Origin of the sequence: Pontivivens insulae, assembly GCF_900302495.1 — a bacterium.
Classification (GTDB): Bacteria; Pseudomonadota; Alphaproteobacteria; order Rhodobacterales; family Rhodobacteraceae; genus Pontivivens; species Pontivivens insulae.
This window is the reverse complement of the sequence record NZ_OMKW01000004.1, coordinates 74,167-100,839: the sequence shown is the minus strand read 5'-3', so window position 1 is coordinate 100,839 and position 26,673 is coordinate 74,167. Positions and strand designations below refer to the sequence as shown.

Sequence of the window (26,673 nt, the reverse complement as noted above, 5' to 3'; positions counted from 1 at the left end):
AAATTGCTGGGCGCGATGTGCACCGACTGCAAATCTTCCCGTGCGGAGCCGTCAGTTGCAATCATCAAAAGGACATATCCGTGCCGTGTAGCGACCGTTGCTCTTCTCAACGCTTCGCACTAGGTGGACCAACAACAGTAAAGTGACATCCGAAGGCCGGACAGATGCAGACGCCCTATTACCTCATCGACAAATCTCGGCTGCTCCCGAACCTGGAGAAGATCGCGGCCTTGCGGGAGCAATCGGGCGCCAAGGCACTCTTAGCTCTCAAGTGTTTTGCCACTTGGTCCGTGTTCGACTTGATGAGCGAGTACATGGACGGCACGACCTCCTCATCTCTCTTCGAGGTGAAGTTGGGACGCGAGAAATTTCCTGGCGAAACACACGCGTACTCGGTCGCGTGGGCACCGGATGAAATCGCCGAAATGCTCGCAAACTCAGACAAGGTCATTTTCAACACGGCCAACCAGTTGCGGCGGTTCGAGGCAGAGACGTCAGGCCATATCCGTGGGCTGCGCGTCAATCCGGGCGTATCGACGAGCGAGTTTGATCTTGCCGATCCATCGCGTCCATTCTCTCGCCTTGGTGAAGCGGATCCGAGGGACATAGAGCCTGTTGCCGATTTGATCAGTGGCTTCATGTTCCACAACAATTGTGAGAATGGCAGCTTTGCGCGCTTCGATGAAATGCTCGGGCAAATCGAGCAGAAATTCGGTCATCTTATCCGTCGCATGGACTGGATCAGCCTTGGCGGCGGCATCCATTTCACGGGGGAAGGCTACCCGCTGGACCAGCTGGCTGAGCGGCTCAAACGCTTCGCGGGTGACAATGAGGTACAGGTCTATCTTGAACCGGGCGAGGCGGCGATCACCAACTCCACCACGCTTGAACTGACCGTGCTCGACACGCTTCACAACGGAAAGAACCTTGCCATCGTGGACAGTTCCATCGAAGCGCACATGCTCGATCTACTGATCTACCGCGAAAGCGCGACCGTCACCCCGAATGACGGGCCAGAGGAGTGGATGATTTGCGGTAAGTCCTGTCTTGCCGGTGATATCTTCGGTGAATTTCGCTTCCCTGCCCCGCTGGCAGCCGGCGATCGGCTCTCGATCCAGAACGCAGCCGGGTACACGATGGTCAAGAAAAACTGGTTCAACGGCGTGAAGATGCCCGCAATCGCCATAAAGGAATTGGACGGCCGCGTGCGCATGGTTCGCGATTTCGGCTATGACGACTTTGCGGCCGCGCTGTCGTGATTCTATCTCCCAGCACAAATCGAAGAGGTCTGTTGCAGTGAAAAAGAACGTTCTCATCATTGGCGCCGGCGGCGTCGCTCAGGTCGTCGCGCATAAATGCGCGCAAAACAACGATGTGCTTGGCGACATCAATATTGCCAGCCGGACGGCCTCAAAAGGCGACGACATCATTGCGTCTGTCCATGAGAAGGGCGCGATGAAAGTTGAAGGTGTCCTCAAGGGCCACGGCGTCGATGCGACCGACAGCGCGGCGGTTGCCACTCTCATCCGTGAGACCGGCTCTGAGATTGTCATCAATGTAGGCACGGCGTTCGTAAATATGCACGTACTCGACGGCTGTATCGAGACGGGTGCCGCCTATATCGACACCGCCATTCACGAAGAACCCGACAAGATCTGCGAGACGCCACCTTGGTACGCCAACTACGAGTGGAAAAAGCGGGACCTGTGCGCCGAGAAGGGGATCACCGCGATCCTTGGTGCGGGCTTCGATCCGGGCGTTGTGAACGCCTATGCCCGCTTTGCCATCGACCATATGGATGAGGTCCACTCGATTGATATCGTCGATATCAATGCAGGCTCACATGGGAAGTATTTCGCGACGAACTTTGATCCTGAGATCAACTTCCGTGAATTCACCGGGACGGTCTACTCATGGCAGGAAGGCGCTTGGCAGGAAAACAAGATGTTCGAGGTTGGCCGCGTTTGGGACCTGCCCGTCGTCGGCCCGTCGCAATCCTACATGTCCGGCCATGACGAAGTACACTCGCTTGCGACCAATTATCCCGAAGCCGACGTTCGCTTCTGGATGGGTTTTGGCGATCACTACATCAACGTCTTCACAGTTCTGCAAAATATCGGCCTGCTCTCCGAACAGCCCGTGACGACAGCCGAAGGGCTGGAGGTGGTTCCGTTGAAAGTCGTAAAGGCATGCTTGCCCGATCCTGCAAGCCTGGCACCAGATTACACAGGCAAGACCTGCATTGGTGATTTGGTAAAGGGCACCAAGGACGGCGCACCTGTCGAGATGTTCGTCTACAACGTCGCCGACCACAAGGAAGCCTATCTTGAGGTCGGCTCTCAGGGCATTTCATATACGGCGGGCGTCCCGCCCGTAGCGGCTGCCATGCTCGTTGCGAGTGGTGAGTGGGACGCGAAGACGATGAAGAATGTCGAAGAGCTCGACCCAAAGCCGTTCTTCACGATTCTGGATCGGATCGGATTGCCAACGCGGGTGCAACTCGGTGGCTTGGGCGGAGAAGACAAAGCCTGGAACGATTAAGCGTCCAGTACAGCCTGCGCGGTTGCCTCGTCCGTGATGAATTCCGAAATGAGGTGGCCGCGCAGCGCGCCCAGAATGGCCTCGATCTTGGCAAGGCCGGTCCCGATACCGATAACCCGGCCCGCCTCAGGTGACGGCAAAGGCGCAGACACTACGCGGGCGTTCAGAGGCCCGGTCAAAAGCTGTCCCTGGGCGTTGTAGACGAAACTCGTTATCTCCCCCACCGCGCCGTTTTCACGCAACGCATCAAGCTCCTGATCCGTCAGAAATCCATCTTTCAGCGCAGGCGCAGTCTCGTTCATCTGACCGATACCAACAAAACTGACATCAGCGCGTGCACACAGGTCCAGCGTCGCCCTGATGGGGCCAATACTATGCAAAAGCCTGCGTTCCTCAGCCGTTTCCGCCAGAACCGGTAGGGACATAGGCCAGTGCGGCGCCCCAACCTTGTCGGCAAGCCGGACGACAACATTGAACGGCGTCGCCGACCCATTGCTCATGACATTGCCAAGACGGGACACGATCCGGTGTTGAGGGCAGGTCAGCTCTGGCAACTCTTCCACAAGCGCGCGCAACACCCGCCCCGTCCCCATCGAAACTATGATCGGTTCTGGCTTACGCAGTGCCAGTTCCAATTCCGCGGCTCCTGCGAGCGCAACACCTCGAAATCGCTTCGGCACCGATGGGTCCGTGGGCACGACATCGCACGCATCCAGCCCGTATTTCTGCTGGATGGCCTGGCCAAGCTCCATACAACGCGCAATAGGATGCTCCATCCGCACTTTGATAAGCCGCTGATTGATCGCAACCGACACAAGCCGCTGAACCGTCTGGCGTGAGACGCCAAGCTGGCGGGCAATTTCGTCCTGGGTCTTTCCCGCGACATAATACAACCAGCCCGCGCGGGCGGCGTCGTCAAGCCGCATATCTTCCCGTGTTGATCGCCTAACCCTACCCATGCGTCCTGACATATCCTTCCGGCTACCCCTTCGTGCATCGGTGAGTTTGAAGGATTTGTCAAAGCGTCAGTGGTCTTGATCATCGGCACAACCACTTGATTTGAAGCCGATGGGGTATGTTTGTTATGCTTCACCTTGAACTGGTGCGGACCGACACAGCACTCAGGCAATCCACTCGCTATCATGACGCGCATGACCGATTTCTTGGAACCCTAGGATGTCACAAGTCTATAGAAACGTGATTCAGGCAGCGGCTGTCGCAATGACGCATGACGAGCGGACCCCACGCTTGCTTGAAAGTCTGCGAAAGCTGGATGGCTACCTGATCGGCAAGGAGCCGATTCAGGTGCAGCGAGAGCAGCCGGCCACCCTACGAGTGTCCCGGGGCGGACGGATTCTGGCGCTCGACGAACGTGCACACAGCCTGCTGGGCATGAAGGTTGATGATGAGATCTACGACCTCCCGGATCTGAGCCACGGTGCACCTGCCCCGATTTGCCTCGCCGGTGATGAGGGACAACTGATTGACCTCGTCGCAGTCGCAATGAACGACCGCTCCGAAATCGCCCTCTATGAAGTTGGCCCGCCGGGGCGTGAGCGAACGCTCAGCATGTTGATGGGCAGCTTTGGTCTGATCCCGTCAGAACGGGACGTGCTACGCGGGCTGCTGGCTGGTGATGGCGCAGAGCAGATTGCGCAAGATTACGGTCGTTCGGTGGGCACCGTCCGCCAGCAGATCAAATCGGTTCTCGCAAAACTCAACGCCCGCAGCCAGGGTCAGGCCATTTCACGCGCTGCCGCGATCGAGGCGACTGTCGACAAGGTGGAGTTGGCCCAGATTGAGGCCAGCGTTCCGGGTGTAACACGGGAACGGATGACCCTCGCAGATGTGAATGTGAGCGTTCATCGATATGGGCGGCGGGGCGGAACGCCCGTGCTGTTGCTGCATGGTGCGTTGTTTGGAGCAGCGGCAACGGTTCAGGCGCGGCGGGCCGCCGACGTCATGAACCTGGACATCGCGATGCCGGAGCGGCCGGGATATGGCGCTACGGCTTGGACAGGCCCGGAGCAAACAGCAGAACGGGTCTGTGACCATCTGGACGCATTGATGAACCAGCTTGGCTGGCAAAAGGCCGTTGTGCTGAGCCACGATATTGGCACCTATTTCGGCTTCAAATTTGCCACCAGTTTCCCCGACCGCGTCGCGGGCCTTGTCTGCGCACCGACAACTCCACCGATGACAACATGGTCGCAGACCGCCGACATGCCGCGCAAACACAGGGTGAACGCGTGGGCGGCCCAGCAGATGCCGGGTCTGATGGACCGTATCGTGCGCTTCGGGGTAAGCCATATTCAGCGTAAAGGCATCGGCGTGACGCCGGATCTGGTCTTTTCCGATAGCGCTTTTGATCGTGACGCCTTTGCTGATCGCCAGCAGGCAGACGTACTGGCAGACAGTTTCCGCATGATGGCCGCTCAAGATGCAGTTGGATTCCGCAACGATATGCGGCTGACCAATTTCGATTGGCGTGACTTGCTGCAGCGGGTGAACGTCCCGGCGACCCTGTTCCATGGGGACCGCAGTGGAACAGTCTCCGCCGCCGCGGTGGCTGAGATGGCGCGCACCCTCCCGCACGGTCAACACGTACGGCTCAAGGATGCCGGGCACACCTTGCCATTGACCGATCCAGACATGGTCTTTCGCGAAGTCTTCCGCGTCGCAGTGCAGACCGGCCTGTGACTTATGCGATGCGAAGCGTGCTGAAGCAGAATTTCTAAAATTGCGAATAGCGCGTGAAGTCCCTTTACAGATCATCCATTGCGCCCCACGATATGTAGTAGGTCCCGGACACTGTGCCGCGATCTACATACAAGCTCACCAGCCCTTGCGGGGGCATCCTTGCAAGGGCGCATCCAGAATTGGAGCGCAGGCATGGACACGCTAGAGCAGTATCTCACCGCAGAGGATGCAGACCCGATCGACATTGTGGAGACACTTGCGTCGCACAATGCATGGGATTTTGATCGTGTTGCGGAAAACCAAATCGCCATGGGCATAGAGGGGACGTGGCAGACATATTCACTGAGCCTTGCGTGGAGTCCTTATGACGAGACCCTGCGCCTTGTCTGCACTTTTGATATCGAGGTTGCGGCGGATGCACGAGCGGCCCTGCTTGAGGCGATTGACGGTGCGAATGACTGCATCTGGTCCGGCAGCTTCACCACGTGGCCAGAGCAAAAAATGATTGTCTTCCGCTATGGCCTCAACCTCGCTGGCGGGGCCAGCGCCTCTGGCGCGCAGATTGATGAAATGATTGCATCAGCGGTCGAGGCTTGCGAGCGCTTCTATCCAGCATTCCAACTTGCCGTCCACGGCGACGGAACCCCGCAAGAGGCGCTGGGCATCGCAATGACAGAGGCGTATGGTCGGGCTTGAACCGACCTGGGATTGAACCCGGGCGCAGCTTTCTTGCGGAGGAAACATGTCTGTCGATGACATCAACGCGCGCGGCCTGGTTTTGCTGGGCTGCGGGAAAATGGGATCTGCCATGCTCGAAGGCTGGCTGGCAAAGGGGGTTCGTCCGGATGCCGTCAGCGTCATCGATCCCTATCCGTCTCGGCGTCTGGAGGAATTGACGACCCAGGGGCTGCGTTTGAACCCGGACTCTGTCGGTGATCCGGCGGTCTGTGTGCTTGCGGTTAAACCGCAAATGATGGAGGACGCCCTTCCACAGATCGGCGACATGGCAGCCGGTGGCACAATGTTCCTGTCGATTGCGGCAGGAACACCGATCAGCTTCTTTGAAAGGATGCTTGGCACGAAGGCTGTGATTGTCCGTGCCATGCCGAACACGCCCGCCGCTGTCGGTCGTGGCATCACGGCTTTGGTCGGCAACGCAAATGCCGATGCCACCGTACTTGATCTGGCAGACGAGTTGCTTCGCGCGATCGGCCAGACAGTTCGCCTGGAAGATGAAACACAAATGGATGCCGTCACCGCGGTATCCGGTTCAGGCCCGGCCTATGTTTTCCATTTGATCGAAACATTGGCAGCCGCTGGGGAAGCAGAAGGGCTGCCACCTGAAATGGCGATGGCGCTCGCCAAAGCGACGGTCGGGGGTGCAGGCGAACTGGCCGAGCAAGCTACGGAATCGCCAGACGAGCTTCGTATCAACGTAACCTCAAAAGGCGGAACGACAGCCGCCGCGTTGCAGGTGCTGATGAACGAAGCAGACGGCTTCCCGCCGTTGTTACGCCGGGCCGTCAAAGCTGCTGCCGATCGATCCCGCGAACTAGGAGCTTAGGAGACTGACATGGCCGACCCAACCAATCCATTTGATCCCGCAAACTTCATGAAGATGATGGAAGACATGCCCTTCAAGGACATGATGCAAAAGATGCCACAAATGGCACCGTCAGACATGATGGGTTTGCAACAGCGCAACATGGAAGCCATGCAGGCCGCGTCCCAGGCTGCTGCCGAGGGCTACCGCGATCTCTTCACCAAGCAGGTTGAGGTCTTCCAGACCATGATGACAGAGGCGCAGACACAAGCTTCCGCCACCATGGATCCGCAGGCCCGGCAGGAAATGATGGCCAAAGCCTATGAACAGGCCACCGCCCATATGGGTGAATTGGCAACCGCAGCGCAGAGCGCGAATGCGAAGGCTGCCCGGATCGTAATGGACCGGATGCAGGCCTCTGTTGAAGAACTCAAGAAGATGGGCGGTCAATGAGCGATCAGATCAGCTTCGACGATTTCCTGAAGGTCGACATTCGTGTTGGCGAAATTGTCGAAGCAGACCCGTTTCCCGAAGCCCGCAAGCCGGCGATCAAGCTTCGGATAGATTTCGGCGCCGAAATCGGTGTGAAGAAATCGTCAGCTCAAATCACGGCGCATTACACACCTGAGTCGTTGGTAGGAAAGCAGGTGATGGCTGTCGTGAACTTCCCCCCGCGCCAAATTGGACCCTTCATGTCCGAGGTACTGGTGCTCGGCCTCCCTGATGCTGACGGAGAAATCGTGCTGATCGGGCCGGACGGACCAGTGCCTAAGGGCGGGCGGATGCACTGATGAAAATACTTGTTACCCGACGCCTGCCAGAGACGGTAATGCGTCGTGCACATGCGCTTGGCGCCACAATTCATGACAGCGACGTGCCGTTGACCAGCGATGCGCGCAGCGAAGCCTTGCAGACCTATGATGCGATCCTTTGCACCTTAGGGGATCGCTTCTCGTCTGACATGTTTGCCGAGCCGACACGTTGCAAGATCATCGCGAATTTTGGTGTTGGGTACGACCATATTGACGCGGCGGCGGCGCGGGCTGCCGGTGTGGAAGTCACCAACACGCCCGGTGTCCTCACCGACGCGACGGCCGATCTGGCGATGACGCTCATGCTAATGGTGCTGCGCCGCGCGTCTGAGGGCGAACGCCTTGCCCGCTCGGGTGATTGGACGGGGTGGACACCCACTCAGATGCTGGGCCGCGGTGTAACGGGCGCAACGCTGGGCATTGCGGGTATGGGACGGATCGGCCAAGCCATGGCGCGCAAGGCCCATTTCGGCTTTGGCATGAAGATTTGCTACACGGCGCGCGGCGACAAGGCGCTCGACTTTCTAGCGGACCGCGTTGACCTCCAGACTCTCGCGGAAACGGCAGATGTCCTAGCCGTCCATGCACCGGGCGGCGCAGCCACGCGGCACATGATCAATCGGGATGTTTTTGAAGCGATGAAACCGACCGGCATTTTGATCAACACAGCGCGTGGCGATGTCGTTGACCAAAAACAACTCATCGCAGCGCTTCAATCTGGTGCAATCGCTGCTGCAGGACTCGATGTCTATGAGGGCGAACCGGATATTCCGGCCGAGCTGCGTGCGCTAGAGAACGTGACGCTTCTGCCCCATCTCGGATCGGCAACGCTCGAGGTGAGAGAGGCAATGGGCAACATGGCACTCGACAATATCGAAGCGTTTCTAAACGGGCGTCAGGTGCCCAATCCCGTATGAGCGATGTGACCCGTCTGGAAGAGGCGCTGGCGGAGGCCATGAGAACCGTTGATGATCTCAACAAGGTCGTAACCGATCAAGCCGCCCGTATCGATGTGCTGGAACGGCGGGTGGCACTATTGTTGCAGCGCGCTGCCGAGCAAGAGGCAGATCAGCTCTCCGCAGCTCCGCTGGCCGATCAGAAGCCGCCACATTGGTAGGCCTGTATCTTTCCTCAAATACACAAACGGCGCGCCGCTGATCGCAGGCACGCCGTCAAAATCAATTGAGGGTGGCTTATATCAAGTCCACCACTTGTCCGCCTTGGCGGAGAAACCCGTCGCTTGCTCTAGCGCATAGGCCGTGTTGAGCAGATCAGCCTCCTCGAACGGACGCCCGATCAGTTGCAGTCCAAGCGGCAGACCCTTCGACGACAGACCCGCAGGAACCGAGATGCCGGGCAGACCTGCCAGGTTCAGCGTGACCGTAAAGACGTCCTGCAGATACATCTCAACTGGATCCGCGCTCTTCATAGCACCCAGTTGCCAGGCCGGGGACGGCGTCGCGGGTGCGAGGATAGCATCCACACCATCCGCAAAGACCGCTTCAAAGTCCTGCTTGATCAATGCGCGCACGCGCTGCGCCTTCTTGTAGTAGGCGTCATAATACCCCGCGCTCAGCACATAGGCGCCCAACATGACGCGGCGCTGAACCTCCGGCCCGAACCCTTCGGCGCGGGTCTTTTCATACATGTCATTGATGCCCTCACCCGCCGACAGCGTCGCCCGGTGGCCGTATTTCACGCCGTCATAGCGCGACAGGTTCGACGACGCCTCTGCCGGAGCGATGATATAGTATGTCGGCAGTGCGTGTTTGGTGTGGGGCAGCGAGATATCCACGACCTCAGCACCGGCGTCGCGCAGTTTGGCCGTGCCCTCCGCCCAGAGCGTGTCGACAGAAGCCGACATGCCTTCGACGCGATACTCACGTGGGATGCCAATCTTCTTGCCGCGAATGTCACCGGTCAGTGCCGCTTCGAAATCTGGCACCGGCAGATCCGCCGACGTTGAATCCATTGGGTCATGGCCCGCCATCGCGCCGAGCATGATCGCCGCATCGCGCACGGTTTTCGTCATCGGCCCGGCCTGATCGAGGGAGGACGCAAAGGCGACAATCCCCCACCGCGAACACCGCCCATAAGTTGGCTTCAGTCCCACCGTTCCGGTGAAAGCCGCAGGCTGGCGGATGGATCCGCCTGTATCAGTGCCTGTGGCCGCAAGGCAGAGATCCGCAGCAACCGCAGCCGCAGACCCGCCAGACGAACCGCCAGGTGTGATTGCCGCGTCAGACCCATCCTCCCGCCACGGGGAAATTGCAGGCCCATAGGCAGAGCTCTCGTTCGATGAGCCCATGGCGAACTCGTCCATGTTCAGCTTGCCGAGCATGACAGCACCAGATGCCCAAAGGTTCCGTGTCACCGTGCTTTCATATCGGGGCTTGAACCCGCCAAGGATGTTGGATGCAGCTTGTGTCGGCACATCTTCAACCGCAAACAGATCCTTGATGCCCAATGGAATGCCCGTCATCGCGGTCGCGTCACCGGCACTGATGCGGGCATCCGCGGCCTTCGCCATCTCGCGCGCCTTGTCTGCAGTGACCGTGGTTACAGCGTTCAGCGTCGTCGCACTTTCAATCGCAGTCAGACAGGCTTCGGTCAGGTCAGCACTCGTAACCTCACCTTTCGCAAGAAGGTCGCGGGCCTGGGCAATCGTCAATTCGTTGAGAGCCATGATCACTCCACCACTTTGGGAACAGCCATGAAGCCCTCACGGGCGTCGGGGGCATTGGCAAGAATGTCGGGCTGTCGATCACCGTCGGTGATGACATCGTCACGACGTTTCAACGGCATCGGAGAGACAGCGGTCATTGGCTCAACACCGTCCGTATCGACTTCCGAGAGTTGCTCCATAAATGCCAGGACAGAGCTCAGCTCGGTCGCGAGCGCGGGCAGGTCATCTTCCGCGACCCGGATCCGGGCCAGATGCGCCACCCGGCGCGCGGTATCAGTATCGATAGCCATATCATCATTCCCTTTCAGGCGTCGCGTTGGGTGTAGCCGTGACCGGGCAGAGGTTCAATACGCCGCGCAGTCAGAGTCTCAGCCCATCTGCTCCACTGGCTTACCGGCCACATAGGTCCGGGCGATGGCGCGATCATCCCCCAGCATGATCGTCGCAAACAGCGCATCCCAGATATCACGGGCCCGCGAAGCGCGCTCCGCGATGATCGGCGTTGAAGCAAGATCGATAACAGTCAGGTCCGCTTCAACTCCCGCCGCGAGACGCCCGACCTTGCCGTCAAGGCGCAAAACCTCCGCTGCGCCGCCAGTGGCCAACCACAGCAATTCCCGCGCATGAAGGCTGTCGCCGCGCAATTGGCCCATCTCATACGCTGCTGCCATTGTGTGGAGCATCGAAAAACTCGACCCGCCCCCCACATCGGTTGCAAGCCCCACGGGAATTCCCCGTTCAACCAGCCCGCGCACATCACATTGGGGGCCAGAGCCGATGAACGCGTTGGATGTTGGGCAATGAGCGACGCCTGTACCGGTGCTCGCCATTGCCTCAATCTCACGCGGCTGCAGATGGATCGCGTGCCCCATGATCGCGCCCGGCCCGGTCAGCCCGAAACGCTCATAAACACCGAAATAATCTGGATCCTGCGGGAAGAGTTCGCGTACAAGCGCGATCTCTTCATGCTGCTCAGACAGATGGGTCTGCATTGCGCAATCGGGGTGCTCTGCCCACAATGCGCCTGCGGCCTCCAACTGTGCCGGGGTTGACGTTGGCGCAAACCGGGGCGTGATCGCATAGCTTAGTCGGTCGCGCCCGTGCCAACGCTGCAAGAGCGCCTTCGATTGGTCATACCCAGTCTGCGCATCGTCCCTCAGTGTGTCCGGCGCGTTTCGATCCATCATGACCTTGCCCGCAACCATCCGCATCCCGCGTTTTGCAGCCTGCCCCATCAGCGCGTCCACACTTTCAGGATGGATCGTGCAGTAACTCGCGGCCGTGGTGATGCCATTGGCGAGGCTGAAATCGAGATACAGCGCGGCCATGCGATCCGCGTAGTCCTGATCGCCAAAGCGGGATTCTTCGGGAAATGTGTAGGTGTTTAGCCAGTCGATCAGCCTGCGACCCCAGCTCGCGATAATGCCAGTTTGCGGATAATGGACATGGGCGTCGACGAAGCCGGGCAAGATGAGATCCATACCGTGATCAACGACCTCAGCCTCGGGGTGGTCGGAGCGCAAAGTTTCCGCCTGATCGACGGCGACGATGACGCCGTGCTCAATGAGAATACCGCCACGCTCGCGATGCCGGGCCGAATCCTTCCCCTCCAGAAACGGGTTGGCTGTGAATTCGAGGGTCTGACCCAGAAGAAGTCGTGCGGTCATGGCGGAAATCCGTTAGAGCAAAAATGCTGTCTCGCAGGTTAAGCCGTCCATGTCATCCCGTCTGCCCTTCATATTTGTCTTTGTCACGATCGTCATCGATGCGATGGGGATCGGGATCATTCTGCCGGTCATGCCGGATTTGATCCGCAGCCTACAAGGCGGCTCCATCTCTCAGGCGGCGGTCTGGGGCGGCGCATTGGCATTCACTTATGCTGCTATGCAATTCTTGTTTTCGCCCACTTTGGGCAATCTCTCCGATCGGTTCGGGCGTCGCCGCGTGCTTCTGATCAGCCTGATTGCGATGGGGGTCGACTACATTCTGATGGGGTTCGCCGGAGCGCTTTGGCTACTCTTCATCGCGCGGACGATTTCCGGTATCGCGGGCGCCACGTTCTCGGTCGCCTATGCCTTCATCGCTGACATTTCACCCAAGGAACAGCGCGCTGCAAATTTTGGCCTGATTGGTGCAGGTTTCGGAATTGGCTTCGTCGCAGGACCGATGCTCGGCGGCCTGATCGGACAGCTCGGCCCGCAGGCCCCGTTCTTCGCGGCTGGAATACTTGCACTTCTGAACGCCGCGTTCGGATATTTCGTCATGCCGGAAACACTTGCCGAGTCAAAACGCCGGCCGTTCCGTTGGCGGGAAGGGAACCCGTTTGCAGCCATTCTCGCTGTCCAACGCCTCCCCGGCATCGGTCTACTGATATTTGCATTGCTGTTCTACCAGATCGGATCAAACGTCTATCCGGTGATCTGGGCCTATTTCACACAGGAACAGTTCGGCATGACGCTGTGGCTGGTCTCCGTCTCGCTGACCGTATTTGGCCTCAGCACGGCGCTGGTACAGGGCGTGTTGATCCGGGTATTCCTAAGTCGGCTGAGCGCAGCAACACTTGCCGCAGCAGGCCTTGCGATGAACATTGTCGTCTATTTGCTGATCATTTGGGTGCCCAACACCCCAATCCTGTTCATGCTTTTGCCGCTCAGCGCCCTGGGTGTGGTGGTTATGCCTGCCCTGCAGGGCATCATGTCGAATGAGGTTGAAGAAAACCAACAGGGGGAATTGCAAGGCGTCATCAGTTCTATGAACGCCCTTGCCGCGATCACCGCACAGCTTTTGATGACCTGGCTATTCCGTGTGTTCACCGCACAAGACGCCCCCGTCTACCTGCCTGCTGCACCATTCGCGATGTCCGCTCTGCTAACATTGATCGCGCTTGGGATGTTCCTTCAACACGCAAAGAGAGCCGGCTTGTCGATCCGCAACAAAAAACGGGACACCTGACTAAGGCATCCCGTCATTGAATTCCGGCGCAAGGGCGCTTTTCAGACTTTCAGTTCACCCGCACTCATCCGACCGTCGCGGCCATCGATCAGTTCGTATTCGATCGGCTGGTTTTCTTCGAGGCCCTGAAGCCCCGCTTGCTGAACTGCGGAGATGTGAACGAAGATATCCTTGCCCCCATCTTCCGGCTGAATAAAGCCATAACCCTTTTCAGAGTTGAACCACTTGACGGTGCCTTTTGCCATTTCTGACGGTCCTTTAGTAACGCACGGGGAGCAACAGCGCCCTCCCGTTGGAGGAGTCCGGCAAGCCATGCGGGACACATTTCATCGCGCCGAACCCTTCGAACCTGATAAGAGCGTACCCGAAAAAGCGGATTCTTTCAACGAAACCGCGTTTACTCACCTCTACAGCCTGCTAAGTGCAGGAATCACACGCTGCTGTGTGCCATTTGTCTCAATAGATCCCGAGGAGGTCCTGAAATGGAACTGCTGAGCTTCGAAAACCTTGGCAATCTGGTCATGTTGATCTTCCTGCAGGCCGTCCTCGGCTTCGACAATCTGCTCTATATCTCCATCGAATCACAGCGAGCGCCCATCGCACAGCAGGCGCGGGTTCGGCGGATCGGGATCATCGTGGCGGTTGTGCTTCGGATCGTCCTGCTATTTGCGATGCTGCAATTGTTGACACTTCTAACCGATCCGTTCTTCTCACTGGAGTTCGAAGGCATCGTCACGGGCGAATTCAACTTCGCGACCCTTGTGTTCCTGTTTGGTGGTGTCTTCATCATGTACACCGCAGTCAAGGAAATCGCGCACCTTCTGTCCAAGGATCATTTGGGCGAAGGGGTGGAAAGCAAGAACCGGAAATCGGCAGCCTCGGTTATCGCGTTGATCGTCTTCATGAACCTGATCTTCAGCTTCGATTCCATTCTGTCGGCGATCGCGATTACGGATGTGTTCATCATCCTTGTGGCTGCGATCCTCGTCTCTGGCCTTGGCATGCTGCTCTTGGCCGACACCGTCTCTGAATTTATTGAGAAGAACCGCATGTATGAGGTTCTTGGACTGATGGTCCTCCTGATCGTCGGTGTGGTCTTGCTTGGCGAGGGCGGGCATCAGGCACATCTCAAACTGTTCGGCTATGAAGTCGTGCCGATGTCCAAATCAACCTTCTACTTTTCGGTTGTGACGCTCTTCGTCGTACAAATCTTGCAGACGGGCTACCGGCGAAAGTTGGAAGCGGTCCGCGCGCACCGAAAGGCCAAGATGGCGGGGACCGATCAACCACATTGAGTTGTGTTCACCCTAGCGTGAGCGCCCTGCACTGCCTATTCTCTATTTGACGCCAAATTGGGAGTAGGCATGCAGAGCAAGACAACGCGCAGGATCGCAGGTGTGGTTCTGATCGTGATCGTGGCCATGGTGGCCTTCAATGCATTTGGGGCCACTCTCTGATGGCCAAGCGCTTTGGTGGGAAATTCAGCCCTGATACCCCTGCGGGAGACACGCGCGGACGTGTTGAGGTCGATCTAAACCTCAACATCGGTAAGAAGCGGTCAAACCTTGAAGGGCGTGCCGTTAGCCAGGGACGTGCACGCCTTTGGTTCCTCAGTGCCGCTTCAATACCCCTGCTGATTGCAGGCATTTTGCAGATCGGCTCTGGCGACGCGCTCGCCATACTCGGAGAGCTGGGCGCCTTTGGCATGCTCATGTTCGGCATCTGGATGACCCGCGAGGGGATCAAGGCGGAAGCAGCATATGACGCCAGAACAGTAGCCCGCCCCCCGCGCATCCCGCGCAAGATCATCGGTGGTCTTGGCATCGGCGTTGGCGTAGGCCTCGCTGCTGCATTTTCATGGCCACTGGGGATGGTGCAGGGCGCGCTCTACGGCGCACTCGCCGTCGCGGCCCATCTGATCAGTTTTGGACTGGACCCGATGAAGGCCAAGGGACTGGACGAACATAGCGAATTTGAGCGGGATCGCGTCGCAGGCGCCGTGGACCGGGCCGAAGATACTCTCGCCGAAATTATCTCAGAGGCTGAGCGCACCGGGGATCGTCAGGTTCAGGCACGCGTTGAAGGATTTGCCGCCACCGCGCGCGCCATGTTCCGCAAAGTTGAGGCAGATCCGCGCGATCTTGGGCGGGCCCGCAAGTTCTTGGGCGTCTATCTGCGCGGCACCCGCGATGCCACGACCAAGTTTGCAGACCTTTGGGGCCGTGCGCGGGATGAGCAGGCAAAACAGAAATATCTGGCCTTGCTCGATGATCTCGAACAACAATTCCAGGCGCAGGATGAAGCCCTGCTCCTGAATGACCGCTCTGCTCTCGATATCGAAATCGAGGTCTTGAGTGACCGCCTGAAACAAGAGGGTGTCCGCCCTCGCAACATGGAGTGACTGAATGTCTGAGACGCGACGCGCCAAAGCGGAACAAGCCCTCAAGGAAGCGGAGGCAGTGACGGAGGTTCTGCTGCCAGAACCCGCCCCGGCAGAGGTTCCGGCCATTCAGGACAACCTGCCGAAAGAAGCGATCGAACAGCGCATGGCGGAACTCGACATGACCGACACACAGTCGATCATTCGCTTCGGTTCGGGCGCGCAGTCCGAACTTCAGGTCATCAGCCAGCAAATGCTGCAAGGCGTGCGCAACAAGGATATCGGTCCTGCCGGAAACTCTTTGCGCGATATGGTGTCCAGCCTGCGCGGGTTTTCCGCTGCTGAACTGGATCCCTCTGCCGAGCGGACCTGGTGGCAGAAACTGATGGGGCGTGCCGCACCGCTCGCAGATTTCACTGCAAAATTTGAAGAGGTGCAGGGGCAGATTGACCGCATCTCGGAAGAGCTTCTGGATCATGAGCAAGTGCTGCTCAAGGACATCAAATCCCTCGATCTGCTCTATGAAAAGACTCTCGATTTCTATGACGAACTGGCGCTGTACATTGCCGCTGGTGAGGCGAAGATCAATGAACTCGACACCGTCGACATTCCCGCAAAGGAGCAGGAAGTTCAGGATGCGCCTGAGGAGCAGGGCGTGATCCGTGCGCAAGAGCTGCGCGACCTGCGCGCCGCGCGCGACGATCTGGAGCGTCGTGTCCACGACCTGAAGCTGACCCGTCAGGTCACGATGCAATCCCTGCCTTCGATCAGACTGGTTCAGGAGAACGACAAGTCCCTCGTCACGAAGATCAATTCAACCCTCGTTAACACGGTCCCGCTTTGGGAGAACCAGCTTGCTCAGGGCATTGCAATCCATCGCTCACGTGAAGCTGCAACGGTCGTCCGCGAAGCAAATGACCTGACGAACGAGCTTCTGCGTCAGAACGCTGAAAACCTTCAGGAGGCGAACCGCGAGATCCGCACCGAGATGGAGCGCGGCGTCTTCGACATCGAGGCCGTGAAGGAAGCCAACCAGCGCCTGATCGCCACAATCGAAGAGTCCCTGCAGATTGCCGATGAGGGTAAGGCAAAACGTGCCGCAGCAGAGACCGAGCTTCAGGCGATGGAGCAAAAGCTGAAAGACACGCTCGCCGCCGCGAAGGCAACCCCGGTTGCTCAGCCGGTAGGCGAACAGATCTGAACATGTTCCCACCCTCCCCCGCATGTTGGGGGAGGGTCAGGGAGGCCCCCCTCCCTCAGCTCAAGGAGGCAAAACCATGCCGATTTTCGATTTTCTGCGCGGCGAGCTGATCGACGTCATCCATTGGACGGATGACAGCCGCGACACCATCGTTTCCCGGTTCGAGCGGGAAGGCCACGCGATCAAGTATGGCGCCAAGCTGACCGTGCGTGAGGGGCAAGCCGCCGTATTCGTGCATGAAGGACAGTTGGCAGACGTGTTTCCGCCGGGCCTTTACATGCTCGAAACCAACAACATGCCGATCATGACGAGCCTCCAGCACTGGGACCACGGGTTCCAGAGCCCGTTCAAGTCGGAAATCTACTTCGTCAACACGACCCGGTTCACCGACCTCAAATGGGGCACAAAGAACCCGATCATGTGCCGTGACCCGGAGTTTGGCCCCGTTCGTCTGCGCGCCTTCGGAACATATACGATCCGCGTTGTGGACCCCGCGCGCTTCATTCAGGAGATCGTGGGCACGGATGGGGATTTCACGACGGCCGAGATCACCTATCAAATCCGCAATATCATCGTTTCACGCTTCTCTGCCGCGATTGCAGGTTCGGGTATTCCGGTGCTCGACATGGCTGCGAACACCGAGGATCTGTCGAAATTCGTCGCCGCGAAGATCGCGCCGGAGATCGCTGAATACGGCCTCGAAATTCCGATGCTGATGATCGAGAACATCTCCCTGCCCGAAGCGGTAGAGCAGGCCATGGATCGGCGCACCTCCATGGGCGTCATTGGCGACCTGGGCCGCTACACGCAGTTCCAGGCCGCTGAGGCCATGGCAGAAGCTGCCAAGAACCCAGGTGGCGGTATGGGTGCCGGACTTGGGATGGGTATGGGCATGGGTATGGCACAGTCCATGGCCCAGTCGGGCCCATGGGGCAGCGCACCAGCCGCAGCAGCGCCCGCGGCAATGGCACCTCCTCCGCCTCCAGTTGAGCACGTTTGGCATATTGCTGAGAACGGTCAGACCCAAGGCCCGTTTTCAAAGGCGCGCCTTGGCCGTATGGCACAAGAAGGCGGTCTGACCCGCGATACTCTTGTGTGGACCGCCGGGCAGGATGGTTGGAAGCCTGCGGGCGAAGTGACAGAATTGGCTCAATTGTTTACCGTAATGCCACCCCCTCCTCCTCCGCCGCCCCCAGCCGGATAAGTTGACAAATGCCAGAACCAGAATTGCACAGGTTCCCTTGCGGGACCTGTGGCTCCGATCTTCGCTACGCGCCCGGCGAACGCTTCCTGCAATGTGATCATTGTGGCGCCACCGACGCTTTGGGCCCGCCATCGCCTTGGGATCGTTCCGCGCTGGAAGAACTGCCCTATGCCGAGGCTGCCGCCGGTGATGTTCCTGAGGCTGCGATAGAAGAGACGGAGGTCATCTCGTGCTCGTCATGTGGAGCTCAAGTTGAGTTCAATCCGGATGAACACGCGGCCGAATGTCCCTTCTGCGCTTCGCCCGTTGTCACAGATACCGGCACGCATCGGCACATCAAACCACGCGGAGTGCTTCCCTTCACGCTGTCAGAGCAAGATGGCAGCGACGCGATGAAGACGTGGCTTAAGGGTCTTTGGTTCGCGCCGAATGCGCTAAAGAAGTATGCGCGATCCAACCAGAAGCTCCAGGGCATCTACATGCCCTACTGGACGTTCGACGCGCAAACAGAGACGCCCTATCGCGGTCAGCGCGGGACAGAGCATCGCCGCACCGTGGGCAGTGGCGACAACAAGCGGACGGAGACGGTGGTGAAGTGGCGCCCCGTAAAGGGTCATATCTCCCATTTCTTCGACGATCTTCTCGTGATCGGCTCAAAGACCCTGCCGGAAAATCACGCACGAAAGATCGCTCAATATGATCTCAGTGCACTAGAGCCATATCGGCCCGAATTTCTGGCCGGGTTTCGCGCAGAGGGCTATTCCGTAGATCTTCCAAGCGCGCGCATTGAAGCCGATAGACAGATCGAAGATGGCGTAAGGCAATTGATCCGTCAGGATATCGGAGGGGATCGTCAACGCATCGACGATATGCAGCTTCGTGTTTCTGACGTGACGTTCAAGCACGTCCTTCTTCCCGTCTGGATCGCTGCCTATAAGTTCCGGGGGAAGAGCTATCGCTTTGTCGTCAACGCACGGACGGGTCAAGTAGCGGGCGAACGCCCATACAGCCCATGGAAGATTGCCTTTGCAGCTCTGCTCGCCGCATTGGGCATCGGTTTGATTGTACTCTTCAGCCGATAGGCTTCCCATCACCGGCAGATTTGCGGCACGCAGCAACTGCGTGCTGCAACAGCTTCTGCCAAAAATTTTCCCGATGTTTTCAGCGGATACAAAAAAGGGGCGCCCGATGGGCGCCCCTTCTGTCTTAGATTCTGTTTCGATCAGCTGACCGAGAAGATGTCTTCGATGACCTGGTTGGTCTCATCTTCAGAGTAGTCGTCATCACAATGCGCGATGATGTCCACGTAGTCGGAGGTCACGGTCAAATCGATGCCGATACCGAGGCCACCGCCACCAAGACCACCGCCGATACCGATGCCGATACCGCCAGCAGGCGCATCGGTGTCGATCAGCTCGAGATCATCGACCGTCTGGCTCAGCTGCAGCGTCTCTTGAATACCGATGGCAACACCATCGATGCTCAGGGCAGTGCCCGCAGCTGCGAATGCATCCACGATACCCTGCGCAGCAGCGTCCGCAGCCAACGCATCTTCAACATTGTCCGTGAAGATGTAGATACGGGTTTCTTTGGTCGTATCCAGCGAGATCGTCTGCAGTGCCGCCGCAAGATCACCTGCGCCAGCAAGCTGGCTCATGCCATCCGTCCCCGACGCTTCAACCGCGAAGTCACCGTAGCTGTAGTAGTCATCGTCAACTGTCTGACCGGTGAAGCCACCGTAGATCATGTCGATGTTGGCTTGCAGCTCGTTCGCCTCCTTGGCGGCGGCCGAGAAGTAGGACGTGTCAGCAGTTCCATCATCGTCACAGTCGAAGGTCGGTGTGAACATCGATGCAGATGCACTGAACAGGTAGATGACGTTGACGTCAGCACCATCGTCCGGATCAACGACCGGACCACCGGTATCGTCATCCTTACCATCAACAGTGATGGTTACAGTGTTGCTCGCCGTCAGGTCACCGTCCGAGACAGTGTAGGTGAAGGAGACTTCTTCGCTCTGACCATCGTCGAGGCCCAGGAAGCTGTCGCCCGGCGTGAAGCTATACGTGCCATCTGCGTTGACCGTCAGCTCACCGTCCCAACCATTCGTGTCGGAGGTCAGCGTGATCGGCTGGCCCGCAGTGAACGCATTGCCATCAATCAGCGTGTAGTTCAGCGCGTCGCCATCAGCGTCCGAAGTCACAAGGCTCAGATCGCCAGACGCAACCTCATCCTCGAATATGGTGACCGTCTGCATCTCTGCAATCGGCGCCTGGTTCGGGGTGATGCCGTTGATCGTGATCGTTGCAGAAGCCTGCGACTGCTGCGTGACCACGCCACCATTGGACGCAACCGTGTAGTTGAAGGTGAACGAGTCGGTGTCACCGTCATTCAGAGCATCGATCAGATCCTGCCCCGGAATAAAGGTGATGCCTCCGGTCGGCGAAACCAACAGCGTACCGCTGAACCCACCATCCGTTGTGACCGGGTTCGGCTGCGGCAGGAAGGACAACGTCGTGATGTTGAATGCAGCGCCCGTATCCGCGTTATTTGCAGACACGAAGCTGACCGCATCACCGTCAGCATCCGTTGCGCCGACCAGCAGAGCTTCAACCGCCGTCGCGTCTTCATCAATCGTGTACGCCTGGTTGATCGCGACAGGAGCCACGTTCACGCCAGAGATGTTCACAGTTGCCGAAGAGGACGCCGTCTGCGTGATGAACCCACCAGAGCTTTGGACCGTGAAGTCGAAATCGAACGAGTCTGGCTCACCCTGATCCAGTCCAGTGCTGGTGGAAGTGTACTCAAACGTACCGTCTGCGTTCACAACCAGGGTACCGGTGCCGCCAGATGCCGTGTCGACTGCGATAGCCTCACCGAACGTGCCTTCGACACCCGCGACCGAGAAGGATGCGAGGGAGACCGCGTCACCATCCGCATCGCTCGCCTCGGCAAGCAGGTTGCCAGTGACGCTCGACGCTTCACCCTGATCGTTCTGCTCAGAGACTGCGACGGCCACAGGACCGGCCACAGGCTTCACGTTCACGCCGAGGATGCTGATGTTCACCTCGGAAGTGTTCGATTGCTGAACAGTCGTGCCGCCAGTGCTTTCAACAGTGAACTGGAAGCTCACCGAGTCGCTTTCAGCGATGTCCATGCTGTCATCAAGCGCCGTGACGGTGAAGTCACCGTTCGCCTGCACCAGAAGCTCAACCTGCGCACCTTCAGCCGTGTCGATCAGCGTCGCGACGCCGATTGCGACAGCAACGCCGCCTGCAGTGACGCCGGACAGGGAGACAGCATCGCCGTCTGCATCCGTCGCACCATCAAGCAAGTTGCCGCTGGCTTCTGTCGGGTTGATGCCGGAGTTGTTCACTTCGGAAATCACATAGCTCTGACCAACAGAGACCGGCGCCACGTTCACACCATTGATGGTGATCACAGCCTGCGCACCCGCCGTCTGCTCGGTGACACCACCGGTCGATACGCCAACAAAGTCGATGGTGAGCGTGTCTGTTTCGCCCAGGTCGAGGTTGTCGGAGGTGGACACGAAGGTGAATGTACCATCCGCGTTAACTGTCAGTTCGCCGGTGTTGCCACCGTCCGTGGTCACAGCAACGGTGGAACCGATCGTACCAACGCTGACGCTCTGCAGAGAGACTGCTTCGCCGTCGAGGTCCGCGGCACCTGCAAGCAGGGAGCCGGAGACTTCTGCGAGCTGGCCTTGATCATTTGCCTCGTTAACGCTGACCGCCTGGTTCTCGACTGTAGGTGCAACATTCAGACCGTTGATCGTGATCGTGGCTTGAGCCGTGTCAGTCCGCGTCGCGTCACCGTCAGGGGATCCTGCCGTGTAGGTGAATACGATCGTGTCAGTCTCACCCAGGTCCAGCGAATTGTCGGTGGACAGGAAGGAGAACGAGCCGTCTGCGTTGATCGTCAGCTCACCGGTGTTACCGCCAATCGTGGTGACGGAGACCGTTTCACCAACCGTGCCGAGCGATGTCGCAACAACGCTGATCGCGTCGCCATCTGCATCGAATGCATCCGCGAGCAGGTTACCTTCGATTGCAGAGGCATTGCCTGCGAAGTCCGCTTCGTTGCCGGAGACAGCAACATCCACAGCAACCGGATCGACATTCACGCCGTTGATCGTGATCACGACCTGACCGGAAGCAGACTGTACAGTGGTACCGCCAGAGCTTTCGCCAGTGAAGTTAATGACCAGCGTGTCTTCGTCGCCAGTGTTCAGACCATCGGAGGTCGACACAAAGGTGAAGGTGCCGTCCGCGTTGATCGTCAGGTCACCAGTACCGCCGTTGGTCGTCGTGACCGAAACGGTGGAACCAATCGCACCGACATCGACGGAGGCCAGCGAGATCACATCACCGTCGGCGTCAGCCGCACCATCCAGAAGACCACCGGAAACCGTCGCCGAGAGGCCGGCCGCATTGGCTTCGTTCACGCTAAGCGCTTGGTTGGCCACAGTCGGTGCCGCATTCAAACCCGTGATGGTCACAGTCGCAGTCGCGGACGACGTCAACTCACCATCGGAGGCCGTGAAGGAGAACGTGATCGTGTCCGTCTCGCCGAGGTCAAGATCCACACCATCCGGCGCGAACGAGAACATTCCGTCCGCCGTGACAGTCAGAGTGCCGGTGTTGCCGCCATCCGTCGTGACAGAGTAGGAGCCCGGCGCGCCGAATTCAGTGGAGACAACAGTAATATCGTCGCCTTCCGCATCGGTAGCACCATCCAACAGATCGCCGAACACAGTTGTGTTTTCATCGGTGATAGCCGTCTGAGCTTCCACGATCGGCGCAGTGTTGTCGGAAACGCCCTCGATGGTGACCGTCACGGTCGCCGTGTCGTAGAGGTAATCAGGCACTTCTTCCGTGTCAGAGATCACCAGATCATCGATCGCGCCCGAGCCTTTCAGAACGACAAGCATGTGCTTTACGTCGTCCGAATTAACGCCGTCGAAGGAAACCTTGTTGACAGAATTGTCACCGGTTCCGCCGACCCACTTGGAGCCGATCTGGTTCCAATGCGCGTCATAGAAACCAATCCAAGTGCCTTCTTCGTTGTCGATCAACGTCAGGCTGTCGACATCGGTCGGCTCGTCGAAGGTGAAGTGGATTTCGCCACCCTTCGCGTTGTCGTCCGGGTCGTGGGAGTGACCATCCTCGGATATTATGAGGATGTTGCCCTGCGTGGAGGTCGCGAGATCCCAGTCACCACCGGTGGGCGACTCGGAGTCGAAGATCATCGCCTCGTCATAGCGACCGCCTTTGCCATTTGCGCAGACGGAGATCGTGACACCCTCGATTTGGGTGGTGATCACGTCACCAGCGTTCAGCTCGCCGCCGCCGGTCGTCGTAACCGGATCAATTGCAAAGCCGTTGGAATTACCCTGTGCGCCGGAGTTGCCGGCCTGACCCGTACCATTCGGGTTCTCGCCTGCATTGCCGACAGGCTTGTCGTTGCCAGGATTGCCTGGGCCACCAGACTGGGTCGCAGTGCCTGCAGCCGTTTCGAAGTCGATTGTGCGCGTGGTCGCGACTTCCTTCGTGCCATTCTGGGACTTGACCGTGAACTCGAAGGTGAACGTGTCGATCTCACCCGTCTCCATGTCGTCCGCATCAGGACCAGGAGTGAAGGTGAAGGTGCCGTCCGCGTTCACGACGATTGTGCCGGTATATCCGCTTGCGGTGGTGACGGCGATTTCCTCGCCAATTGCGCCAATGGACAGACCATCAAGCGAAACAGCGTCGCCATCCACGTCAAATGCGCCGGTCAGTACGTTACCAGAAACAGCAGAGTCTTCGTCAGTGCGCACAGCCTGATCAACAGCTACAGGCGCATCGTTTACGCCGGTGACTTCGATGGTCAGCGTTGCAGTGTCTTCCAGACCGTCAGAGTTGATGACGGTGTAGTCGATGGAAACGGTCGCCGTCTCACCTTCGCCCAGCGAGTCGAAGTCGCCAGCTGCATCGAAGTCGACCGAACCATCGGCTGCGATCATGATGCGGCCGCCGTCGTCCAGATCAACCCAGACGCCAACGACGGAAGCGGAACCGTCGACTTCCTTAACGACCAGCGCTTCGCCAGTGTTGGAGTCGTCATTAAGCAGAATGTTGATGTCCGCGCCATCAACACCTTCACCCTGCTGCACAGCAAGGAAGTCGTTCGCTGCCTCGGGGGAAACCGGAGTGGAGCCGATTTCGCCGCCATCAAGGCAAGCATAGGACAGGGAACCGCAGTCACCATAGTAGCACTGCGCGGTCAGCGTCACGCCCTGAGGGGGGACAGCGCCATAGAACGCAAAGTAGTCCTGAGAGTTGTCGAGGCACGTGCCCTCGATCTCAATCATGTAGTAGGTGCGGCCGTCCGAGCCACGCATTGTGAAGTAACCTTCCCAATACATGTTGCCGCCTTGGATCCATTCACCATCCTGGTGAATCCAACCAGGCTGGTAGTCGGATCCCTTTTCATTGTTGCCGCGACCACGATCACCGGCAAGGCCGCGATCATTGTCGTAGACATACATCTCAGCGTGTGCGCCACCGTAAACGAAGCTGTCGCCCACATTCACATTGCCGTCGCCGATTTGTTTTTCGTCGATGACCGAGAAGCTATTCCACTTGTAGCCCATAGTCTTTGTTCCCTCACAAATGAGCCGCAGCCCAAATAAAAACGACTCGCAGCTTTCACTGCGATTTCAAAGGCTTGCCCCCACAGGCCCTATCAGATGGATCCATTTTTAGAGAAAGTTGATGTTCTCAATTAGGCGGACCATGCCTTTTTTCGTCTTATTCTGCGTATTGGTGTCTTTTGTCACAGTCCACAAAAAACGACGAGAATCCCTTATTTTTAAGGCGTTTTACAACGAAAAAGAGCGCCGAGTTTTGTTCGGCGCTCCCATAGGTTGTATCTGCCCAATTCTGGGCGGTCAGACTTACTCTGCGATCACGCGGCCAGCCAAGGAAGGCGTGTATTCACCCGACTCAGCCAGGAAATCGGCGACGACCACTTCAAGACCCGGGCCGAAATCATATGCGTTTTCGGCATTCTCAAAGACAGAATATCCGTCGCCACCGCCCCGCATGTAGTTGTTGGAGGCAACGCCGTAGGTCGCATCAGGGTCGATTGGGGCCCAACCGTCCCCGTCAGCCACCTCAACCGAAACGATGCGGCTTCCCGGCTCGTTCGCAGCGTTCCAAGTGTAGCGAAGACCGGCAACCTGCGGGAAGCGGCCCGCGCCATCTTCGACACGGCTGACACCGTTTTCGAGGGCTTCAATGATCATCGCACCCGTCGCATCAAAGGTCGCCAGAGTGTTCTGGAACGGCAGAACCGTCAGGACTTCACCCATCGTGATTTCACCCGCATCGATGGATGCGCGCAAACCGCCGCCATTTGTAATGGCAATGCTAACGCCTTGATCTGCAACACGATCCAACATCGCATCAGTGACCAGAACGCCCATTTCGCACTCGCCAGCCCGGCAGGAAGAGCGATCCCCATCGATAGGAGCAGAGGTTGACGCAACGACCTGCTGACGGATCTCTTCAAGAGGCCCGGCAAGCTCTGCAACCCGTGCCGCAATGGCCGGATCCGCTTCGACAGATGCGTCGAGAAGGATCGTGTCACCAACCGCATCGATGACGTTACCTTCGGCATCAAAGGTAAGCTCAAGCTGGCCCACATATTTGGAATAGGCATAGGCCTGCACAATCGGCACAAGCGCACCTTCAGGGCCGCTTGCCCAATAGGGATAGGTCACCGGCGCATCCGGGGACGATGACGAGAACCAGGTGTGAGAATGGCCGCCGACAATTGCATCAAGGCCCGCAACATTCTCCGCAATGCGCTGATCGACGGCGAAGCCGACATGGGTCAGCGCGATGATCTTGTCGATCCCCTCTGCTTCCAGCTCACTTACAACCTGCTGAAGATACTCAATTTCATCCGTGAAGATGACGTTGTCACCCGGCGAGGAGGTTTCCGCCGTATCCGTCGCCAGAACCGAAACGACAGCAACCTGCTGCCCGTCCACATCGAGAACCACGTAAGGCTCAACATCGCCTTCGAGCGAGGCTTCCTGACCGACATTGATGTTGCCAGAGATCACGGGGAAATCGACGATATCGGCAAAATCGGACAGTTTCGCCGGACCATCGTCAAATTCGTGATTGCCCACGGCCATGACGTCATAGCCGGTCATATTCATGAACTCAGCCGCTGCTGACCCCTTATAGGTCGTGTAGAACATCGAGCCTTGGAATTGATCGCCCGCATCCAGCACAACAGGGTTGGTCGCCTCACCGCGCAGTTGGTTGATCATGGTCGCCACGCGTGCAACGCCGCCAAAGCACTCGCCTGCCGCATCATCTTCGGCGGAACAGGTCGAATCGAAGCGGTTGATCGGCTCAATGCGGCTGTGAACGTCATTGGTGTGAATGATCGTCATGGTAAGCGGTGCCGCATGGCCGTCGGCATAGGCCGCCGTGGTCAATGCAGACAGGGCCACTGTCGCGGCAAGCATCGGTTTCAAAGACATATGGACCTCACTGTTTTGAATTATGACCGTGATGGTGCGCGGGCTGGACCAAAAGGTCAATTCGTTGCGCGGTCCGCCATAACGTCACTCT

Annotated in this window: 22 protein-coding genes; 15 read left to right on the top strand and 7 right to left on the bottom strand. The window is 58.3% G+C overall.

Annotation, left to right across the window (positions count from 1 at the left end; translation table 11 throughout):
* The first annotated feature begins 164 nt into the window (after positions 1-164).
* Positions 165-1,259 carry a carboxynorspermidine decarboxylase gene (locus tag POI8812_RS14535; RefSeq protein WP_108783340.1) on the top strand — a complete coding sequence of 365 codons (1,095 nt, stop codon included), beginning with the start codon at positions 165-167 and terminating at the stop codon, positions 1,257-1,259.
* A 37-nt stretch (positions 1,260-1,296) separates the two neighbouring features.
* Positions 1,297-2,541, top strand: a complete 1,245-nt coding sequence (locus POI8812_RS14530) for a saccharopine dehydrogenase family protein (RefSeq protein WP_108783339.1) — start codon at positions 1,297-1,299, stop codon at positions 2,539-2,541.
* Here the strand turns inward: POI8812_RS14530 and POI8812_RS14525 are convergent.
* Positions 2,538-3,467 carry a sugar-binding transcriptional regulator gene (locus POI8812_RS14525; protein WP_108783338.1) on the bottom strand — a complete coding sequence of 310 codons (930 nt, stop codon included), beginning with the start codon at positions 3,465-3,467 and terminating at the stop codon, positions 2,538-2,540. The two genes, POI8812_RS14530 and POI8812_RS14525, sit on opposite strands and share 4 nt — an antisense overlap.
* Before the next feature lie 250 nt (positions 3,468-3,717).
* On the opposite strand from POI8812_RS14525, the gene POI8812_RS14520 reads away from it, so the two are divergent.
* From POI8812_RS14520 to POI8812_RS14490, 7 genes are all read left to right on the top strand, one after another.
* The gene (locus POI8812_RS14520) at positions 3,718-5,241 is read left to right on the top strand and encodes a bifunctional helix-turn-helix transcriptional regulator/alpha/beta hydrolase (RefSeq protein WP_108783337.1); all 1,524 of its coding nucleotides are present in this window, start codon (positions 3,718-3,720) and stop codon (positions 5,239-5,241) included.
* A gap of 192 nt (positions 5,242-5,433) precedes the next feature.
* Positions 5,434-5,937 carry a type III secretion system chaperone family protein gene (locus tag POI8812_RS14515; protein WP_108783336.1) on the top strand — a complete coding sequence of 168 codons (504 nt, stop codon included), beginning with the start codon at positions 5,434-5,436 and terminating at the stop codon, positions 5,935-5,937.
* A gap of 46 nt (positions 5,938-5,983) precedes the next feature.
* The gene (proC, locus tag POI8812_RS14510) at positions 5,984-6,805 is read left to right on the top strand and encodes a pyrroline-5-carboxylate reductase (RefSeq protein ID WP_108783335.1); all 822 of its coding nucleotides are present in this window, start codon (positions 5,984-5,986) and stop codon (positions 6,803-6,805) included.
* A 9-nt stretch (positions 6,806-6,814) separates the two neighbouring features.
* On the top strand, positions 6,815-7,237 hold the full coding sequence (locus POI8812_RS14505) for a phasin family protein (protein WP_108783334.1): 423 nt from the start codon (positions 6,815-6,817) through the stop codon (positions 7,235-7,237).
* Positions 7,234-7,575 (top strand): tRNA-binding protein, encoded by a 342-nt coding sequence (locus tag POI8812_RS14500; RefSeq protein WP_108783333.1) that lies wholly within the window; start codon positions 7,234-7,236, stop codon positions 7,573-7,575. Before POI8812_RS14505 ends, POI8812_RS14500 begins: the two co-directional genes overlap by 4 nt.
* Entirely contained in the window at positions 7,575-8,513 is a 939-nt protein-coding gene (locus POI8812_RS14495; RefSeq protein ID WP_108783332.1) for a 2-hydroxyacid dehydrogenase, read from the top strand. The genes POI8812_RS14500 and POI8812_RS14495 overlap by 1 nt, the downstream gene beginning before the upstream one ends.
* The gene (locus POI8812_RS14490; RefSeq protein ID WP_108783331.1) at positions 8,510-8,713 is read left to right on the top strand and encodes a SlyX family protein; all 204 of its coding nucleotides are present in this window, start codon (positions 8,510-8,512) and stop codon (positions 8,711-8,713) included. The genes POI8812_RS14495 and POI8812_RS14490 overlap by 4 nt, the downstream gene beginning before the upstream one ends.
* A gap of 81 nt (positions 8,714-8,794) precedes the next feature.
* Here the strand turns inward: POI8812_RS14490 and gatA are convergent, their stop codons facing one another.
* The 3 genes from gatA to guaD all read right to left on the bottom strand — a co-directional run bounded on the left by gatA (position 8,795) and on the right by guaD (position 11,949).
* Positions 8,795-10,285 (bottom strand): Asp-tRNA(Asn)/Glu-tRNA(Gln) amidotransferase subunit GatA, encoded by a 1,491-nt coding sequence (gatA, locus tag POI8812_RS14485; protein ID WP_108783763.1) that lies wholly within the window; start codon positions 10,283-10,285, stop codon positions 8,795-8,797.
* The gene (gene gatC / locus POI8812_RS14480; protein WP_108783330.1) at positions 10,285-10,572 is read right to left on the bottom strand and encodes an Asp-tRNA(Asn)/Glu-tRNA(Gln) amidotransferase subunit GatC; all 288 of its coding nucleotides are present in this window, start codon (positions 10,570-10,572) and stop codon (positions 10,285-10,287) included. The genes gatA and gatC overlap by 1 nt, the downstream gene beginning before the upstream one ends.
* 78 nt (positions 10,573-10,650) lie before the next feature.
* Positions 10,651-11,949, bottom strand: a complete 1,299-nt coding sequence (gene guaD / locus POI8812_RS14475; RefSeq protein ID WP_108783329.1) for a guanine deaminase — start codon at positions 11,947-11,949, stop codon at positions 10,651-10,653.
* Between the two features lie 49 nt (positions 11,950-11,998).
* Between guaD and POI8812_RS14470 the strand changes: the two genes are divergently transcribed.
* Entirely contained in the window at positions 11,999-13,234 is a 1,236-nt protein-coding gene (locus POI8812_RS14470; RefSeq protein ID WP_108783328.1) for a TCR/Tet family MFS transporter, read from the top strand.
* A gap of 41 nt (positions 13,235-13,275) precedes the next feature.
* Here the strand turns inward: POI8812_RS14470 and POI8812_RS14465 are convergent, their stop codons facing one another.
* Positions 13,276-13,479, bottom strand: a complete 204-nt coding sequence (locus POI8812_RS14465; protein WP_108783327.1) for a cold-shock protein — start codon at positions 13,477-13,479, stop codon at positions 13,276-13,278.
* 237 nt (positions 13,480-13,716) lie between these two features.
* On the opposite strand from POI8812_RS14465, the gene POI8812_RS14460 reads away from it, so the two are divergent.
* The 5 genes from POI8812_RS14460 to POI8812_RS14440 all read left to right on the top strand — a co-directional run bounded on the left by POI8812_RS14460 (position 13,717) and on the right by POI8812_RS14440 (position 19,101).
* Positions 13,717-14,529 carry a TerC family protein gene (locus POI8812_RS14460; protein ID WP_108783326.1) on the top strand — a complete coding sequence of 271 codons (813 nt, stop codon included), beginning with the start codon at positions 13,717-13,719 and terminating at the stop codon, positions 14,527-14,529.
* 161 nt (positions 14,530-14,690) lie between these two features.
* Positions 14,691-15,635: a 5-bromo-4-chloroindolyl phosphate hydrolysis family protein gene (locus POI8812_RS14455; protein WP_108783325.1), complete on the top strand. Its 945-nt coding sequence runs from the start codon at positions 14,691-14,693 to the stop codon at positions 15,633-15,635.
* Between the two features lie 4 nt (positions 15,636-15,639).
* The gene (locus tag POI8812_RS14450) at positions 15,640-16,815 is read left to right on the top strand and encodes a toxic anion resistance protein (protein ID WP_108783324.1); all 1,176 of its coding nucleotides are present in this window, start codon (positions 15,640-15,642) and stop codon (positions 16,813-16,815) included.
* Positions 16,816-16,891: 76 nt separating this feature from the next.
* Positions 16,892-18,019 carry an SPFH domain-containing protein gene (locus tag POI8812_RS14445; RefSeq protein WP_108783323.1) on the top strand — a complete coding sequence of 376 codons (1,128 nt, stop codon included), beginning with the start codon at positions 16,892-16,894 and terminating at the stop codon, positions 18,017-18,019.
* 8 nt (positions 18,020-18,027) lie between these two features.
* On the top strand, positions 18,028-19,101 hold the full coding sequence (locus tag POI8812_RS14440) for a TFIIB-type zinc ribbon-containing protein (RefSeq protein ID WP_108783322.1): 1,074 nt from the start codon (positions 18,028-18,030) through the stop codon (positions 19,099-19,101).
* 140 nt (positions 19,102-19,241) lie between these two features.
* Here the strand turns inward: POI8812_RS14440 and POI8812_RS14435 are convergent, their stop codons facing one another.
* Together POI8812_RS14435 and POI8812_RS14430 are read right to left on the bottom strand one after the other, a co-directional pair.
* On the bottom strand, positions 19,242-24,674 hold the full coding sequence (locus tag POI8812_RS14435; RefSeq protein ID WP_108783321.1) for a beta strand repeat-containing protein: 5,433 nt from the start codon (positions 24,672-24,674) through the stop codon (positions 19,242-19,244).
* A 303-nt stretch (positions 24,675-24,977) separates the two neighbouring features.
* Positions 24,978-26,582: a bifunctional metallophosphatase/5'-nucleotidase gene (locus tag POI8812_RS14430; RefSeq protein ID WP_108783320.1), complete on the bottom strand. Its 1,605-nt coding sequence runs from the start codon at positions 26,580-26,582 to the stop codon at positions 24,978-24,980.
* Positions 26,583-26,673: the final 91 nt, after the last annotated feature.